This is a genomic window from Pseudomonas sp. EL_65y_Pfl2_R96, from assembly GCF_963970905.1.
Lineage (GTDB): Bacteria > Pseudomonadota > Gammaproteobacteria > Pseudomonadales > Pseudomonadaceae > Aquipseudomonas.
In genome coordinates this window covers 1-18,076 of sequence record NZ_CAXAQH010000049.1, presented here as the reverse complement: position 1 = coordinate 18,076, position 18,076 = coordinate 1, and the positions used below count along the sequence as shown (strand labels likewise).

Genomic DNA, 18,076 nt, shown 5'->3' with positions numbered 1-18,076 from the left:
ATACTCCGCTGACCAACTCGATCACCAGCGTCAGCGGCGGCAACTACGAGAACCTGGTGGCGGACAAAACGCCGGTCAGCACCACCGTGACCGACACCGTCGACACCACCACCCTCAGCCTGAGCGCGACCAACTCGGTCGCCGAAGGTGGCCAGATCACCTACACCGCGACCCTGACCAACGCCGCCGGCACTCCGGTGACCGTGACGTTGAGCAACGGCTCCGTGATCACCATCGACGCCGGTAAAACCACCGGCACCGTGACCGTCCCGGCACCATCCGATGATGTTTACAAAGACGCCGGCACGGTTCAGGCGACCATCTCCACCGCCACCGGTGGCAACTTCGAGAACCTGGTCACCAGCAACACCGCTGCGGTCACGACTGTCACCGACACCATCGACAAAACCGAAGTCAGCATCAGCGGCAGCACCTCGGTGACCGAAGGCCAGACCGCCAGCTACACCGTCAGCCTGACCCACCCGGCACAGACCGAAGTGACCCTGAAAATCGTCTACAGCGGCACCGCCGCCGACGGTTCGGACTTCACCGGCGTGTACACCGTGAAAATCCCGGCTGGCGCCAGCAGCGCGAGCTTCAACGTCGCAACGCTGGACGACAAGCTCACCGAAGGCACCGAGAACTTCGTGATCAAGATCGACTCGGCCACCGGCGGTAACTTCGAAAACCTCGCGGTCAGCGCTTCCAGCGGCAGCGTCAGCACCTCGATCACCGACAACGATGCCGCGCCGGTTCTCGACCTGGACGCCAACAACTCCAGCGGTGCCACCGGGGCCAACTACAACGTGACCTTCACCGAAGGCACCGCCGGCCAGGGCGTATCGATCGGCGACACCGACCTGAAGATCACCGACCCGGACAGCACGATGCTGACCGGCGCCACCATCGTGCTGACCAACCGTCAGCCGGGCGATGCGCTGAACCTGGGCAACAGCGTCAACGGCATCAGCATCAACGCCAACAGCCAGGACGGCACTGTCACCCTGACCCTGTCGGGCAACGCGACGCTGGCCGACTACATGCAGCAGATCAAAAACATCAGCTTCACCAACAGCAGCGAAGATCCGAGCACCGTGCCGCGGATCATCACCGTGACGGTGACCGATGGCAGCAACTACTCCAACACCGCGACCACCACCGTCAACGTGGTGGCCGTGAACGACGCGCCGACCGCCGCACCGGTTAACGTCACCGGCACCGAAGACACCCCGCTCATCCTCGGCTGGTCGACCTTCGGCGTCAGCGATGTCGACAGTTCGGCCGCCAACCTGGGGGTGAAAATCACTCAGTTGCCGGGCGAAGGCAAGTTGCAGTACCTGGACGGTTCGACCTGGAAAGACGTGGCGACCAACCAGACCTTCACTAAAGCCGACATCGACGCCGGCAAACTGCGCTTCACGCCAGATGCCAACGAATCAGGCGTTGACGGCTACGGCGGCACCGGTGTGGGCAATAACCAGGCGGACTACGCGCAAATCAAGTTCCAGCCAACCGACGGTCAGCTGCTGGGCAACACCGGCACGGTGAAAATCGACATCACACCGGTTGCCGACGCGCCATCCCTGAGCGTCGCGGACAACAGCGTCAAGTCCACCGGCCTGATCAAGGAAGTCTGGACCGGTCTGTCGGGCCTCGGCACCGATGGCAGCGGCGCGGCTTCTGGCACGCTGAAATCGGTCATCGACGGCGCGGGTACCCCGAACAGCAGCGCCACCGTGACCAACGTGCAGTCCGACGGCGTCGCCGTCGGCACGGCCTCGAAAACGTCCGGCCTGATCTACCTCGAAGCCGGCAAGACGTACACCTTCAGCGGTACCGGTGACGACAGTCTGTTGGTGACCATCGGTGGCCAGAACGTGGCCGCGACCACGTGGGGCGCAGGCGGCAAGCTGAACGGTTCGTTCACCCCGACCACCAGCGGCTACTACACCCTGGACATCTACCACCACAACCAGCATGGCCCGGGTAACTATGACGTCAACCTGTCGATCAACGGCGGTGCCGCAGTCGACCTGAGCAGCGCCGGCGTGCCGCTGTACACCGGCGTGGCGGATCTGGCCGCTTCCGGCGTGACCGTTTCCGACCTGCACGGCACCAATGGCGAAGGCTACTACGACGGCTACAAACTCAACGAAGGCGCCGAAGGCACCAGCGTTCACTTGTCCGCGATCAAGACAGCACTGACCGACACTGACGGCTCCGAAAGCCTGAGTGTGAAAATCAGCGGCATCCCGGCGGGCTCGGTGCTCACCGATGGCGCAGGTCACACCTTCACCGCCAGCGCGACCAACGGCGAAGCCAACGTCACCGGCTGGAACCTCGGCACCCTGACCGTCACACCGCCGTCATACTACAACGGCCAATTCACCCTGACCGTCACCTCGACGTCCACCGAAGCCCATGGCGGTTCGGCACCGAGCACCGCGCAGATCCCGGTCACGGTGTACCCGGCGGTTTACAACGCCATCACCGCCACTGCGGCCGACGACACCATCACCGGCACCGATGGTAACGACATCATGGTCGCCGACATCGGCGGGCTGACCGTGGTGCCGGGCACTAACTACAATATCGCGTTCATGGTCGACAGCTCGGGCAGCATGAGCGCCTCTTCGATCAGCGCGGCCAAGGATTCGCTGACGGCGGTGTTCAACACCCTCAAGCAAAGCCTGGGCAGCAACTCCGGGACCGTGAAGATTTTCCTGGTGGACTTCGATACCCAGGTCAACAAGTCGGTGTCGGTGAACCTGAATGACCCGAACGCACTGACCCTGCTCAAGTCAGTACTGGACTCGATGTCGTCCGGTGGTGGCACCAACTACGAGGACGTGTTCAAAACCACGGCCAACTGGTTCCAGAGTGCCGACGCCACTGCCAATACCGGTGCGAAGAACCTCACGTACTTCATCACTGACGGCAAGCCGACCTACTACCAGAGCGGTGAGCAGACCAACCCGACCTTGTACGGCAACGTGAAGCTCGATGACGTCATCACCACCACCAATTACAAGTTGGGGCAGACCTATTCCAGCTATCTGGACAGCACTCACTACCTGACCATCGACAGCGCCGGCAACGTCACGCTGCAGACTCTGAAAAACTCTGGGCGCTGGAGCAGTTCTGAACTGGGCACCCTTCATGCCGAGGGTAACGGCACGTACGAACTGTCCTATCGCGATGGCACCGGCAGCAGCACCGATTCCACCGCCATCGACAACTCCACCAGCGGCTTCGCATTGCTAAGCAACGTGTCGACGGTGGAAGCGATCGGCCTGAACACAGACGTCACCCTCACCGACCTCAAGCCCTACGACTCGAATCAAACGCCACAAACCAACATCGACCCGAAAGACCTGACCAACTCAGTCATCGGCCATACCGAAGCGACAATGCCGGGTGCCGACACGGTCAGCGGCGGTGACGGCAACGATCTTCTGTTCGGCGATCTGGTGAGCTTCAATGGCATCGCCGGCGAGGGTTATCAGGCCATGCAGGCGTTCGTGGCCCAGCAGACCGGCGTCGACGTCAGCAAAGTCACGACCAGCAACGTGCACCAGTACATCACCGAGCACTACACCGCGTTCGACGTGTCTGGCGCCCACGACGGTAACGACACGCTGCTGGGCGGCGCAGGCAACGACATTCTCTTCGGCCAGGGCGGCAACGACCTCCTCGACGCCGGCAAGGGCAATGACATCCTGCTCGGCGGCAGCGGCAATGACTCGTTGATCGGCGGTCAAGGCAACGACATCCTGATTGGTGGTTCGGGTGCCGACACCTTCATCTGGAAGGCTGGCGACACCGGCAGCGACGTGATCAAGGACTTCAAGGCCAGCGAAGGCGACCGCATCGACCTGCGCGATCTGTTGCAGGGTGAAAGCGGCAGCACCATCGACAACTTCCTGAAGATCACCACCGTGGATGGCGTGTCGTCCTTGCAGGTCAGCTCCGCCGGCAAGTTCAACGGCGCCGACGCAGCAGCGGCCACCCCGGACGTGACGATCAAGCTGGAAGGTAACAATTGGTCCAGCGCCAGCATCAACTCGTTGATCGCCGGCAGTGACCCGACCATCAAGATCGATCACAACAACAGCTGATCAGCAGGCTGACGGCCGCCCAAACCGGGCGGCCGTCATGTATGCGCACACCTCACGGGTGACGATTTCGTCGTCACACCGCATACTCGCCTGCGTTGGCCTATGCTGCTGACAGCATGACGCTGGTCCATTTCCGAGGGATGCTCAATGTTTTACGTGCAACGCGATGCGCAAGGCCAGTTAGTGCGCGTGGAAGCCACGGCCTACGCCGAGGCCACGGAAACGCTGCCGGCCGACCACCATGAAATCCAGGCCTGGTATGCCAACGAAGTGGTGGAGACCAGCCTCAAACAGCTCAAGCAGAGCGACCTGGAAATGATCCGGGTACTCGACGACTTGATCCAGGTGCTGACCCAAAAAGGCGTGATCCGCGTCACCGACCTGCCGCCGGCCGCACAAGCCAAACTCATGGACCGAACCCAGGCCCGCGAGGCGCTGGGCGGGTTGAGCCAGTTGATCGATGATGATGAGACGGGGTTGATCTAACGCCCCGCCTTCATTGTTGTTTGTGCTGACGCCTTCGCGGGCAAGCCTCGCTCCTACAGGATTTGTGTCGTGCCGCAATCGCGTGAACGAACGCAACTCTGTAGGAGCGAGGCTTGCCCGCGAAGGCGATCTTCAACTCACCACCGCTCTAACCTGCTAAACCTTGGCCCGAGCCTGCATCATTTCCGGCGATTCAAGGTGATCCAGCGCCCGCTCCACCAACAATTGCACGCCATCGGCCATTCGGGTAAGCGCCAGGGCTACTGAGCGCCGTAAGCCTTCCACATCATCCGCCAGGTCGGCAGCGATTTTGAACATAAGAAATACCCTAGACAGTAAGTTGGAGCCGTCACCGTTCGCTTGCACGCGAATAGGGTGGCGGCCGTGCGCAGGTGTGCAAGACCGGGACTGTTTAGGACACCCAGCAGATCCGAGGATCTCCTGCGCGCAGCCGCCATAAAGCAGTGAACATCGAAATGCTCATTGAGGGGAATGGCAGCACGCTACCTAAACAGTTTGGTCGGACTTGCACGTCCGTGTCACCGATTATTCAGTGACAAAGCCAGACTAGACCTGAGTTTCGGCCGGAACAAGTTCACCAAAACCGCTACAACTTGAAGGAAATCTCCTAGGATCTTGCTACCAGAATAATCGGTGTCCGCACGGGCGCCATCGCGGGCAAGCCCGCTCCCACAGGGGGCAGAGGTGAACGCAGGATTGTGGTACCACACAAATCCTGTGGGAGCGGGCTTGCCCGCGATGACGGCATCAGCCTCACCGCCAAGGCTTCGGCTCACCAAAGAGTTGCCCCTGAACCCCATACAACCCCATCTCACGAATCACCGACAACTCCCCTGCGGTCTCGACCCGCTCGGCAATCAACGGCAAATCAATGCTGTGCGCCGCCCGCTGAATCGCCTCGATGAACAGACGCTTGTCGCTCTCCTGATCAATCGCCCGGATGTAACTGCCGTCGATCTTCAGATACGCCAACCCCAGCCGCGCCAGGTTGCCGATCATGCTGAAGCGCCCACCAAAACGCTGCAGACTCAGCGAGAACCCAAGCTCGCGCAAACGCCGCGTCAGTTGTTCCAGCACCGCCTGCTCGGGCAGTTGTTCTTCGCCGATTTCCAGGGTCAGGCGCTCCCCGAAACTCGAATGCTGACGCAGGATGTCGAACACTGTGTTCAGCGCCTGCGGATCCGCCAGTGTCGCCGAAGACAGGTTCAGCGCCAGCGACTCTTGATGGTCGGCCATCTGCTCAAGCACCCGTTCCAGCATCAAACGGTCCAGCCGCGCGGTCCAGCCGAAACGCTCGAGCCACGGCAGGAAACGCCCGGCAGGAATGGTCTGGCCCTGCTCGTCGAGCAGGCGCGACAGCACTTTGTAATGCAGCACGCACTGCGTGTCCTGACTGGCCACCACCGGCTGGAAGTACAGCTCGAAACGCTGCTGATCCAACGCCTCATCCAGCAAGGTATGCCAGGCATGGTGATCGTCACCAACCCGGGCCGGCACGCCCTGATCGAGACACGCCCAGCTCGGCTCGCCCTGACTTTCCGCCTGGGCCAGCGCCTGATCCGCCAGACCGATCACCGCTTGCGGCGAGTCGCCATGGGCAAACGGCGCCAGCCCGATCGAGGCCACCGAAGCCACGTCCGTGGCACCCGTCGCATGCAAGCTCGCCAAGGCACTGTCGAGGTTACTCGCCAGTTGCAGCGCTTCTTCGCGCACCAGCCCCGGCGCCAGCACGGCGAATTCACCGCCACGAATCCGCGTCACGAGGTTTTGGGTTTCCGGGTACTTGGCGCACTCGCGGGACAATTGCTCGCCCACAGCCTTGAGCAATTCATCGGTACGCTGACCACCCAGCCGCTGGTTCAACCCGGCCAGATCCTTCACCCGCAACAGCAACAGATAACCGGAGCTGGCCTGCTCCGGGTTGCTCACTCGTGCGTTCAATTGCATTTCGAAATAGCGCCGGTTGGCCAGACCGGTCAGGTTGTCCTGATAGGATTCGGCCCGCAGCTTTTCGCTGCGTTCGGCCTGTTCCTGAAACAGCGCCTTAAGCTTTTCGACCATCTGGTTCATGGCCTGCACCACCCGGCGCAGTTCCGGGGTACGCGGCAGTTCCGGCAGGCTGAGGAATTCCCGGCGAGCAATGGCGTGGGACTGCTTGACCATGTAATCCAGCGGTTTCAATTGCCGGCGCAGCAACAACGCGCCCAGCACCGCACTCACCGCGCCGCAGATCAACAGCCAGCCAAGGCTGCCCAACGCGCTTTGCCACAGTTTGGCCAACGCGAACATCGGATGGCTGACCACCTCGACTCGCGCGGCCTGCTCCCAGCCACGGCTGACAAGGGCGTCGCCACCGGCCGGTTCCAGGCCGATCAGTTTGACGAACCAGTCCGGTACGTTGGTGACCGCCGGAATGCCGCTGCGCTCGACAATGGTCTTGTCGTTGGCCAGGTCGACCACACGGATGCTCGCGTAATAACCGCTGTCGAAGATCGAACTGACCAGCAACTCGACCATCGCCGGGTCGTCGATGTTCGGCGTCAGAGACAGCGCCAACGCCGTCGCGGCGTCCTGGGCGTGGGAGCGCAACTGGTTGACGTACTGGGTGCGCGAGCTTTCCAGACTGACCATGAAGCTGCCGGTGAAGGCGACCACCAGGAACAGACAGATAGCGATCAACAGCTGTTTGAACAAAGACATCTGAGCGCGTGCTCCTAGTTAGTCGTCTCGACCGGGAATCCTTCGGCCTGCATTTTCTTCAACACATCCTGCCAGCGGGACAGGCGTTTGGTGTCACCGACCTTTTTGTTGCCCTTGGTACCCGGTAACCACAACCCTTCGGCATTGAAAGAGTAGACCGGCAGCAAATCGGTTCGCTGGCTGGCGGGCTTGATCGCATCGATCAGGCTGTCGAGTACCAAAGGCATGGCCTCGGGGTTTGAGTAGTAGGTCAGGACCATGTGCGCGCGGTTCAGGCGCAAAGCCTTGACGTAGGTAATGCGCAGCTTGTCACTGGAGACACCGAGATGGCGCAGGCTGAAATACTTGGCGATAGCGTAGTCTTCACAATCGCCGGCGCCTTTCCACAAGGCTTCGATCGGGGTTTCCCAATAATCGACCTCGTGCCACAAGTCGATGTCTTCTTCGTAACGCATCTGCTTGTTGACGAATCGGTTGACCACGTTGAGCTGTTCCAGCTCGCCGATCTGCTTCTGCGTGGCCAGCAACTGCTGCCAGGCATCGATGCGCTGCTGCCCTTCACCCAAAGGCCCGTACAATGCCTGCGCACGACGGCTGATCAGCGAAAAATCCCAGTCGGCATGCAGCCCGCCCAGCATGACGCCGGCCAGCAGCAGTGCGCAGCATAGCCAGCGCAAAGTCCGAGGGATCGCGAAACGTACCGCCAATGCGAGGCATCCAGATCAGGCAGATGGAAATCCGCTTGATGGTGAAGGGTAGCCAACTAAAAGACAATGGCACGGTGAGATCACTGCGGGCACGCTAAACTTTGCATTGCGGGTGCAATAAAAAGATCGCAGCTTTGCAGGCGCTGCTGAAGGCTGCGATCTTTTGACTGTTTGACAACCCCTCAAGCAGTCTCTAGTGTCCATTTGGATCCAAGTATCTTCAGCCAAACAGGGTGCGTTTGTTGTGACACAGAAGCCCAACCCTCTCAGCAGCATCAAGGTCAACGGGCCGATTCCCGCTCATCTGGCACGCTCGGTGATCGAAGAAACCCTGCGCGCAGCCATTCTCGACGGCCGCATTCCCTGCGGCACCGCCCTGCGTCAGCAAGACCTCGCCGACCTGTTCGGCGTCAGCCGCATGCCAGTGCGCGAAGCGTTGCGCCAGCTCGAAGCGCAATCGCTGCTCAACGTGGTCGCCCATAAAGGCGCGGTGGTCGCACCGCTGGTTCAGGGCGATGCGGCAGAAACCTATGAGCTGCGAATCCTGCTGGAGTCCGAAGCCCTGCGTCGGTCGATCCCCCTGCTCGACGCCGCCGATTTCGAACAGGCAGCCCGCTATATCGACGAGCTGGAGACGGAACACGATTACACCGAGATAGGCCGGCTCAATCGCCTGTTTCACATGGCGCTTTACAACAAGGCCCCCAACCGTCGACTGCTGAGACTGGTCGAAGACGGGCTGAACGAAGAAGAGCGCTTCCTGCGCTTCAACCTGGAAGCCATGGGCTTGGGCAAACTGTCCCAGGAAGATCACCGCGCGCTATTGCGAGCCGCCGAAGAGGGGGACGTCGAGCACTCGGTGACGCTGCTCGAACACCACCTCAACCGGGGCGTCGAAGTCATCACGCGCTACCTCGAAAGCCCTGAGGCGCAACGCCGGAAAACCTCAAAGTAAAACCGCAGCGACAGCCCCGAGCGAGCCCATTGAACGGCTCGCTTTCGTTTGCCGCGATATCGGGCTGATCCGCACCTGAGTTGCTCGACGAACAAATCTGCTTACAAAACCTCCTTTCGCTCACACCAGACCGTTGTGCAGCGACTTCCTGCCCTCCCCCAAAGCCCCTGTCACCCTCAAGCCCGATAATTGCACCGATCGGATCATGCGTCAGTGATAGCGACCGCAGTGAATTACGCTCACTCTTGTGCTGCCAACGAATAATGACGGGCGACGCGCCGCACCCGCGGAGCAGTCCCCCGCAACAAGAACCTACGGAAGGAGTCTTGCCACGGGAAAGGAAGAACCGGCGTCACTCCCAGCCAACTTCCACCCCCCTCAGATCACATTAACGATCCAAGTAGACAGTTGCTTTGAGTGAGGCATTCACTCTTTATTTAAATTTTGGCTTATATAAGCCGAAAGGAGCAACTACACCCAAATAAAACTTTATATAAAAGTCTTATTGAAATTTGTCGCATTCAAAAAAGTTAAACTTTAAATTAATAAAAAAATTACTTGCCGGCAACTTTGCCCGTGTATTAGTTTTTCTCCGCCGCCCATAAACACTGTGAGCCAGGCACTTTTTAGCAATTACGCACGCCTAAAAACATCAATTCAATTGAGGCCCCCGTTCGCCAATAGAAAACTTCAAGCCACCATCACTTATTGATCAACACCACCCTCAATGGCATTCCAGATCACTTATAGGCTCGCTCATGAAACCAACTAAAGACCGTCTTAATCAGAAGAAAGCAGAACTTAGTGCGCACCCGATCTTCTCTGAAATACATTCGTTATCGGTCCTTCAACGCTTCATGGAAACCCATGTGTTTGCGGTGTGGGATTTCATGTCGCTGACCAAGCGCCTGCAACAGGAATTGACCTGCGTTCAGCTACCCTGGCTGCCGCCGCAAGATCCGCAGGCGGCGCGGCTGATCAACGAGATCGTGCTCGGTGAAGAGTCCGATGATCGTCCCGCCCAAGGTCACTACAGTCATTTCGAGCTGTACCTGGATGCGATGCGCGAAGTCGGTGCAAGCACGGTCGCCGTCGAACGCTTCGTGGCGCTGCAAAAAGAAGGCGTGAGCTACGACGTGGCCTTGCAAAGCGTGGACGTCGACCCGGCAGCCGCGCAGTTCGTGCGCCACACCTTGCACACCGCGATGCATGCACCGGGACACAGTGTGGCGGCGGCGTTTCTGCATGGTCGCGAGAGTGTCATCCCGCAGATGTTTCAGCGGATTCTCGACGACTGGGGCATCGGTATCGAACAGGCACCGACCTTCCGCTACTACCTGGAACGGCACATCGAAGTCGACTCCGAGGACCACGGCCCGGCGGCGGAGAAACTCCTCGCCCGCCTGGTCGACGGCGATCCGCAGCGCGAAGAAGACGTCTACGCCAGCGCCATCGCCGCCGTGGAAAGTCGCATCGCCCTGTGGGACGGCTTGCGCCTGAGCATGAGCGAACCGGTTGCGGAGGTGAACGCATGAACGCCGCCGACTACCAATCCTTCGCCGACGCCTGGGAGAGCCGCGCGACCATTCGCACCCGTCCCCGGCGCATGTTGGAGAACGACGACAAACTGATCTATCCGTTGAGCCGTCAGCCGCTGGTGCTGAGCGAAACCTTCCTGCGTGAATGCCCGGAACAACGGGACTTTGCCCTGGTGCAGACGCTCTACAAGTTCATCAACGACGTGGTGATTTTCGAAACCGAGATCGTCGACAAGACCGCCCGCAGCATCGCCAAAAACCGCTTCAGCGTGGCGTTCCCATTCGCCTGTCGCTACGACGCCATGACCGTGGTAGTGGACGAGGATTACCACGCCCTGGTGGCCATGGATTTCATGCAGCAGACCGTCGCCATGACCGGCATCGAGCCGATCGGACTGCCGGATGAAATCGAACTGAGCCGTGCCATTCCAGCAGCCGTGGCGCTCGCACCGGAGCACCTGCGCAGCGCCGTGGAGCTGATCTGCGTGGCCATCGCCGAGAACACCGTGACCGGCGATGTGGCGGCGTTCGCCAAGGACGACACGATCAAACAATCGATCAAGGGCCTGATGGCCGACCACTTGCTCGACGAGGGCCGTCACTCCGGGTTCTGGGCGCGGTTGGTGCGCATCTACTGGCACACCGCAAGCGAAGACGATCGCCAGTGCATCGCGCACATCCTGCCGGTATTCATCGGCCATTACCTGACCAATGACATTCAGAAATCCTTCGACTTCCGCTTGATCGACGCCTTGCAGATCAGCGACACGGCGCGTCGGGCACTCAAGAGCGAAGTGTCGGGGCTGGCCTTCCCGATCAATCGCCATCACCCGCTGGTCGCCAACATCGTGCGGTTTTTCCGCAGCAGTTCGCTACTCGATTCACCGTGCGTGCAAAGCGCCTTGAGCGACTACCTGGTTTAACGAGGAGAACATCATGAGACGTCTCGATATTTTGCTCATTGGGCAAAGCCAGGCTCTGACCGACCTGGCGCTGGAACTCGAACAACACGGTCATTCACTGGCGCGACTGGCGAATCTGGTGGAGCTGCCGCCAAGCACGTTTGATTTGCTGATCGACGATGCGAGCCTGCCGTTTCAGGACTTCGGCGATGCACCGCGCCTGACGCTGCAGCTGGGTGTCGGCGTGCCGGGCGCCTCAGGCCTGCCAGCATTGGACTTGCTGTGCACGTACAACTCGATGCAGCTAAGTCGCGTGCCAGTCGCCGAAGAGCTGTCCGGCAACGGCCAGGCATTGCGCCTGCGAGCGGTGGCCGATCTGATCGATCACGTGGCACTGCTGGTCAGCCGCTTCTCCCGGGATGCCGAGTATTTCTTGCAGGCAGAACCGATGGCTTCCGCGCACTTCGAGCAGGTGGAAAACCTGCTGTTTTTAGAGCGTCTGGCCTACGTCCATCAGCTCAACGCCACGGCTGAACCACGGTTGCTGCAACTGGCCCAGATACCGATGATCGAGCAGCTTGAACAACGCTTCATCCAGTCCGCCGAGCGGCCAGCGCTGAACATCGCCGGTACGTCGCTGAGCTATCGGCAACTGCACGCCCACAGCCGCGCCATCCAACAGCGCTTGCAGCCGTTGCTCGATCGACATCAAGGACCGTTGGTAGTCGGGATCTGCCTGCCAAAATGCAGCGCGTTGTATGCGGGGATTCTGGCGATCCTGGGCAGCGGCGCGGTGTACCTGCCGCTGGAGCCAAGCCATCCACTGCAACGTCAGCAGTACATTCTGGAAAACGCCGGCGCGGTGTTGTTGCTGCATGACGGAGAACACCCGCTCAGCGAGACGATGCCTGGGCTGGACATCAGCCGCATCGACATCGGCGATGTAAATCTCGATCAACCCTTGATGCGCCAACGACCCGATCTCGACGCACCGTGCATGGCGCTCTATACCTCGGGCACCACGGGTCATCCCAAAGGCGTGTTGCTCAGCCAGGCCAACCTCGCACACTTCACCGCGTGGTACGCCGACTACGTGCAGCTGACCGAACAGAGCCGGGCGTTGCAGTTTTCGTCTCTGAGTTTTGACTCGTCGCTGATCGACATTTTCCCGACGCTGCTCCAGGGCGCCGAGCTGATCGTGCCCAACGAGGACCAACGTCGCGACCCGTTGCAACTGGTCGAGCTGATCCGTCATCAGCAACTCAGTCACGCCTTTTTGCCGCCGGCCCTGTTGAGCATTCTGCCGCTGGATCAGTTGCAGGTCCTCGATCATGTGATGACCGGTGGTGATGTTTGCGAACCCTACGTGATCGAGCAACTGACCCGCCAAGGCAATCTCTACAACCTCTACGGCCCGACCGAAGCCACGGTGCTGATCACCGCGCGGCAACTGCGCACCGGCGACAGCAACCGGACCCTCGGTGCACCGATTGCCAACAGTCAGGTGCTGATCCTCGATGAGGACTTTCAACCGGTGGCCGAGCAAACCGTCGGTGAGTTGTACATCGTCGGCCCAGGGGTATGCATGGGTTACCTGAACAACCCGCAGCAGACTGCCGAACGCTATCTGAACCTGAGCCTGCCGAACGGCCAAAGCTTGCGAGCCTACCGCTCCGGTGACATGGCCAAGTGGACCCGCGACGGTATCGAGCTGTGCGGGCGGCGAGACAATCAGGTGAAGATTCGCGGCTTTCGGGTCGAGCCGGAAGAGATCGAACGCTGCCTGCGCGACAGTCAGCTATACCGGCAGGTGGCGGTGGTTATCGACCCTCATCGACGGATTCTGGCCTTTCTCGCGCAGCCTCAGGAAGAGCAACCCGGTGCTGCTCGCGAGGCATTGAAAGCCCACGCGATGCAGTGTCTGCCGGACTACATGCAGCCGACCGCCTGGACCGAACTGGCAACCATGCCGTTCGCCAGCAACGGCAAGGTCGACCGCAAAGCGCTGCTGGAATTGCCCGTCAGCGTGAGCGAAAACAGCCAGAGGCGCTTGCCCACCAGCGCCGACGAAGCGCTGTTGCTGGAAATCTGGGCCGAGCTGCTGGAGCTGCCCGCCAGCGATATTTCCACCGACGAAAGTTTCTTCAACCTCGGCGGGCACTCGATCCTGCTGTCGCGCATGCTCCTGCGTTTGCGCGAAGAGTTTGGCCGCAGTATCTCGATCAACCGCTTCATCGAACTGCCGACGATTGCGAAGCTGGCGACCCTGGTGCGCGGCTCCGGAACCGAGGAAGTGCTGAGTGAAAAAGCCCTGGCCGATGCCTTTCGTGAACTGGACATAGAGCCGTTACCGGTCAGCCGAATGGGCGATGTGCACAAGGTGATCGTCACCGGCGCCAACAGCTTTGTCGGTGTTCATATCGTCGAAGCTCTACTGGCCTGGGGCGCCAGCGAAGTGGCATGCCTGGTGCGCGATGGCGGCGGGCAGTCGGCAGCGCAACGCTTCGCTCAGGCGTTGCGGGAAAACCGTCTGGAGCATCTGGACCTTAGCCGGGTGCAGGTTTACGCGGCGGACATCACTCGCCCGCAACTGGGACTTGGCGAAGACGTTTACCAACACCTGGATCGCGAGTTCGGCGCGCTGGTGCACAACGCCGCCAACGTCAATCACGTCCTCGATTACGAGTCGTTGGCGCGGGATAACGTCGAGCCGATTTTCGAGTGCCTGCGTTTGTGTGAAGGGCGCAGCAAGAAGATCTTCAACTTCGTCTCGACGCTCTCGGCGTCCAGCACGATTTCCGACGATGGTCGGGTGCTGGAGTTACCTGCCGCGCAGACGCCGCCGATCTACATCAAAAACGGCTACAACCTGTCCAAATGGGTCGGCGAGCGGATCCTCGAACGGGCGCGGGAGCGTGGGGTGCGGGTCAATCTTTATCGCCCTGGCAACATCAGTTTCAACAGCCTCACCGGTGTCTGCCAGCCCCACAAAAATCGTCTGATGCTGATGCTCAAGGGCTCGATCCAGCTCGGTCAGGTGCCGGAGTTCGCGCTGAATTTCGACCTGATGCCGGTGGACTTCCTCGCCCGTTTCATCGCCTTCCACGCCAGCCGTTACCAGGCCGAAAAAGCCGTGTTCAACCTGCACAACCCCGAGCCTCTGAGCTGGGACGCCTACGTGGCGTCCTTTCGCGAGGCCGGTCGGGAATTCTCCATGGTCAGCGTCGCCGACTGGCAGCAACAACTGGGCCGGGTCGACAGTGATAACGCGCTGTTTGGCGTACTGGGTTTCTATCTCAACGGCTTCGAGGAAGACATCGGCGACATCTCAATGATCGGCCACGACAACGCCCAGGCCGGCGTACGGCAGATGGGCGCGCATTACCCGGAAAAATCCCCGGCGCTGCTACGCCGCGGCTGCGACTACCTCAAAGAAATCAACTTCATCTGATTCACCCTAACCCAGCACGGAGCAAAAACCATGAACACTCTGCAACCCGATACCCTGATCAAAAACCCTCACGGCTGCCACGTCGTGTCTTCGGTGGAAGTACCTACCGAGGCAGCGCAAGTCTGGACGGTGGTCGGCAACTTTGCCGGCTTCGACCGATTCATTCCGGCGCTGTCGCACATCGAGATGACGGGCGAAGGTGTGTCATCGCTGCGCAAGAAATTCTTCAAGGACGGCAACCTGGTGGTCGAGCAGCTCAACTCCCGGGACGACCAGGCGCTGAACATGACCTGGACCACCATCTACAACACGCTGGGCGTGGCCAATTTGTGGGCGGCGATGAGTGTGGAATCCCTGGGCGCAGGCAAGTCACGGGCGACCTGGACCATCATCGCCGAACCGGCTCAGGGTGGCGCCGAGGCCCTGCCGGGGTTCAAGGATTTCGTTCAGGGGTTTGCAGATGATGCGATGGGGAATGTGTTGAAGCTGTTTGTGTAAGGCTTCAGTTTGGCGGTGATTGATACACCGCTTTCGCGAGCAAGCCCGCTCCCACATTTTGATCGGGTTCCTTCATAAGGAATGCGGTCAAATGTGAGAGCGGGCTTGCTCGCGAAGAACGATAACGCTGTAGAGCTGACCTCAATCAGATCTTGAAACTGTCAACCAACTGCTTCAACCGACTGGCCTGCTGAGACAGCGCATCGCAATCCTTCAATGTTTCATTGAGGTTAGCTACGCTCTGCTGGTTCAGCAGGTTGATCTGGTTGACGTCGACGTTGAGGGTTTCCACCACGGCAGTCTGCTCCTCGGTCGCCGCGGCCACCGACTGGTTCATCCCGTCGATTTCGCCGATGCGCTGGGTCACGCTGACCAGTCGCAGGCCGGCCTGGTTCGCCACTTCGACACTCTGCTCGCTGGACACCTGACTGGCGTTCATCGTAGTCACCGCTTCGCGTGAACCGATCTGCAGCGAGCTGATCATCTTGTGGATTTCTTCCGCCGACTCCTGGGTGCGATGAGCGAGGTTACGCACCTCGTCCGCCACCACCGCAAAACCTCGACCGGCCTCACCGGCACGGGCCGCTTCGATGGCCGCGTTGAGCGCCAGCAAATTGGTCTGCTGGGAGATGCCTTTGATCACATCGAGAATGTGACCGATGTTGTCGGTGCTCGCGTTCAGGGTTTCGATCTGCGTGCAGGACAGGCTGATTTTCTGCGACAGCTCAGTCATGGCCAGGATGGTTTTCTCCACCACCTGACGACCGTCATCGGCCTGCTCGCTCGCGCCGCTGGCATGTTGCGAAGCATCGGCGGCGTTGCGGGCGATTTCCTGAGTGGCGGCGCCCAATTGGTTGATCGCTGCGGCCACGCTATTGGTTCGGGCGCTTTGTTCGTCGGAACCGATGATCGAGGCGTTGGACGACGCCATCACCCGTTGCGACAGGTCATGAACCTGGCGGGTCGCCGAGGACACCTCGGAAATCGACGCGTGAATCCGCTCCACGAACTGGTTAAAGGAACCGCCCAACTCGCCGAACTCATCTTTGCTTTCTACAACCAGACGACGGGTCAGGTCACCCTCGCCCTGAGCGATGTCCTGCATCGCACGGCCCATCGTGGTCAGCGGACGCATCAGCACGTTGATCAGCAAGCTGAGCAGCACCGCAATGGCGGTCACGGCGATGAACATCGCGATCAGCGCCGAGGTGCGGAACTGGCTCAGTGGCGCGTAGGCCTTGGCCTTGTCGATCGACAGACCGACGTACCACTCGGCACCCGGCAAACCGCTCACTGGCGTGAATGAGAGGATGCGATCCTGCTTGTTCAATTCGACTTCCTGGTTGCCCTTTTCGATGCGGACGCTGGAACCCGGATAGATGTCTTTCAGGTTCTTCATCACCTGATCCTTGTCCGGGCTGACGATCACCTGACCGTCGGCGCTGACGAGGAACGCGTGACCGATGCCACCGAAATCCACCGAGTTGATGATCTTCACCAGGGTTTCCAGGCTCAGGTCACCGCCGACCACGCCCAGCAGTTCGCCATTCTTTTTCACCGGCATGGCGATGGTCACCACCAGCCCGCCGACTGCGGCCATATAAGGCGGAGTCAGCATGGTTTTGTCGGCGACTACGGCTTGTTTGTACCAGGGGCGCTGACGCGGATCGTAGCCGTCCGGCATCTTCGCGTCAGGGCGCTGGGTGAACACACCATTGGCTTGCCCGACGTAGGTGAACTGGAAGTTCGAGGTGAGGGCGGGTTGATCGACCAGCCCCGGCAAATCGGCATTGGCGCCTTGATGAGCGACGTTCTGCGCGAGGTTTTCCAGAACCAGTATGCGACCGCTCATCCAGTTTTGTACGCTGCTGGCGGTCAGGTCGCCGGCTTGTTCAACGGAGGACTCGAGGTTTTGCCGAATGGTGTTTCGCTGCAGATAGTCGTTGTACAAAGTGAACAACGCAAAAGCCAGCACCACGACGCCTGAAGCGGCCAGCAGAATTTTATGGCTGAACTTGAGATTCATATCATGGGACTTCTTATGCAAAAGTGGGGACGCGTTCCGGGTTGCAACATTCCATGTAACAGCGCAGACGGCATACTGGAGCCGCTCTACTTTGGTGCACGCATGTCTCATCACTCTTTCGGCACGAACGAGAGAAAACTTAGGGATTTGTACGAAACCCGTCAGATACCCGCCGAACGGCGTGCTAGAGAGGACGGATTACTGGGCGTTGGTCTATATCTGGTGTTACTGGCTCGACGGAGTAGCGAGACACGCAGACTTGGGATCTGACCTGCTTCGGGCTTAAATTTCTATAAGCCCAGAAAGACAAAACCCCTGTCTGCATAAGCAGACAGGGGTTTCGGAATTCAATCTTGACGATGACCTACTCTCACATGGGGAAACCCCACACTACCATCGGCGATGCATCGTTTCACTGCTGAGTTCGGGATGGGATCAGGTGGTTCCAATGCTCTATGGTCGTCAAGAAATTCTGTGACCAGCCCGTTACAGCGGTAACGTGCCAGCAAAATCGGTGACTTCTACTAAAACAAAACCCCTACCTGCATATGCAGATAGGGGTTTCGGAATTTAATCTTGACGATGACCTACTCTCACATGGGGAAACCCCACACTACCATCGGCGATGCATCGTTTCACTGCTGAGTTCGGGATGGGATCAGGTGGTTCCAATG

General features: G+C 59.8%; 9 protein-coding genes, 2 rRNA genes and 2 pseudogenes. 7 read left to right on the top strand and 6 right to left on the bottom strand.

What is annotated here, in order from left to right; genetic code table 11:
- Positions 1 to 4,118: pseudogene (locus AACY49_RS28385) on the top strand (LapA family giant adhesin); the annotation flags it as partial.
- Positions 4,119 to 4,265: 147 nt separating this feature from the next.
- Complete coding sequence (locus tag AACY49_RS28380) at positions 4,266 to 4,604, top strand: tryptophan synthase subunit beta (protein ID WP_258698438.1); 339 nt, start codon at positions 4,266 to 4,268, stop codon at positions 4,602 to 4,604.
- Positions 4,605 to 4,760: 156 nt separating this feature from the next.
- Here AACY49_RS28380 and AACY49_RS28375 read toward each other — a convergent pair.
- The 3 genes and pseudogenes from AACY49_RS28375 to lapG all read right to left on the bottom strand — a co-directional run.
- Positions 4,761 to 4,913: pseudogene (locus AACY49_RS28375) on the bottom strand (DUF6124 family protein); the annotation flags it as partial.
- 465 nt (positions 4,914 to 5,378) lie between these two features.
- Complete coding sequence (gene lapD, locus AACY49_RS28370; protein WP_339527532.1) at positions 5,379 to 7,325, bottom strand: cyclic di-GMP receptor LapD; 1,947 nt, start codon at positions 7,323 to 7,325, stop codon at positions 5,379 to 5,381.
- Positions 7,326 to 7,339: 14 nt separating this feature from the next.
- A complete protein-coding gene (gene lapG / locus AACY49_RS28365; protein ID WP_339527531.1) occupies positions 7,340 to 8,032 on the bottom strand; it encodes a cysteine protease LapG in 693 nt (230 codons plus the stop codon).
- 244 nt (positions 8,033 to 8,276) lie between these two features.
- Here lapG and AACY49_RS28360 point away from each other — a divergent pair, with 244 nt between their 5' ends.
- From AACY49_RS28360 to AACY49_RS28340, 5 genes are all read left to right on the top strand, one after another.
- Positions 8,277 to 8,987 (top strand): GntR family transcriptional regulator, encoded by a 711-nt coding sequence (locus AACY49_RS28360; protein WP_258698435.1) that lies wholly within the window; start codon positions 8,277 to 8,279, stop codon positions 8,985 to 8,987.
- Between the two features lie 758 nt (positions 8,988 to 9,745).
- The gene (locus AACY49_RS28355) at positions 9,746 to 10,522 is read left to right on the top strand and encodes a DUF3050 domain-containing protein (RefSeq protein ID WP_339527530.1); all 777 of its coding nucleotides are present in this window, start codon (positions 9,746 to 9,748) and stop codon (positions 10,520 to 10,522) included.
- Entirely contained in the window at positions 10,519 to 11,448 is a 930-nt protein-coding gene (locus tag AACY49_RS28350; RefSeq protein WP_258698433.1) for a diiron oxygenase, read from the top strand. The genes AACY49_RS28355 and AACY49_RS28350 overlap by 4 nt, the downstream gene beginning before the upstream one ends.
- Before the next feature lie 13 nt (positions 11,449 to 11,461).
- The gene (locus tag AACY49_RS28345; RefSeq protein WP_339527529.1) at positions 11,462 to 14,878 is read left to right on the top strand and encodes a non-ribosomal peptide synthetase; all 3,417 of its coding nucleotides are present in this window, start codon (positions 11,462 to 11,464) and stop codon (positions 14,876 to 14,878) included.
- Positions 14,879 to 14,908: 30 nt separating this feature from the next.
- A complete protein-coding gene (locus AACY49_RS28340) occupies positions 14,909 to 15,376 on the top strand; it encodes an SRPBCC family protein (protein WP_258698431.1) in 468 nt (155 codons plus the stop codon).
- A 145-nt stretch (positions 15,377 to 15,521) separates the two neighbouring features.
- On the opposite strand, the gene AACY49_RS28335 is transcribed toward AACY49_RS28340, so the two are convergent.
- The 3 genes from AACY49_RS28335 to rrf (AACY49_RS28325) all read right to left on the bottom strand — a co-directional run.
- Entirely contained in the window at positions 15,522 to 17,402 is a 1,881-nt protein-coding gene (locus AACY49_RS28335; RefSeq protein ID WP_258698430.1) for a methyl-accepting chemotaxis protein, read from the bottom strand.
- A gap of 351 nt (positions 17,403 to 17,753) precedes the next feature.
- Positions 17,754 to 17,869, bottom strand: a 5S ribosomal RNA gene (rrf, locus tag AACY49_RS28330).
- A gap of 107 nt (positions 17,870 to 17,976) precedes the next feature.
- A 5S ribosomal RNA gene (rrf, locus tag AACY49_RS28325) occupies positions 17,977 to 18,076 on the bottom strand; the annotation flags it as partial.

Coding starts and splice junctions, on each gene's coding strand:
- AACY49_RS28335 (WP_258698430.1), bottom strand. CDS start 17,402: ATGAATCTCAAGTTCAGCCATAAAATTCTGCTGGCCGCTTCAGGCGTC.
- AACY49_RS28340 (WP_258698431.1), top strand. CDS start 14,909: ATGAACACTCTGCAACCCGATACCCTGATCAAAAACCCTCACGGCTGC.
- AACY49_RS28345 (WP_339527529.1), top strand. CDS start 11,462: ATGAGACGTCTCGATATTTTGCTCATTGGGCAAAGCCAGGCTCTGACC.
- AACY49_RS28355 (WP_339527530.1), top strand. CDS start 9,746: ATGAAACCAACTAAAGACCGTCTTAATCAGAAGAAAGCAGAACTTAGT.
- lapD (WP_339527532.1), bottom strand. CDS start 7,325: ATGTCTTTGTTCAAACAGCTGTTGATCGCTATCTGTCTGTTCCTGGTG.
- AACY49_RS28350 (WP_258698433.1), top strand. CDS start 10,519: ATGAACGCCGCCGACTACCAATCCTTCGCCGACGCCTGGGAGAGCCGC.
- AACY49_RS28380 (WP_258698438.1), top strand. CDS start 4,266: ATGTTTTACGTGCAACGCGATGCGCAAGGCCAGTTAGTGCGCGTGGAA.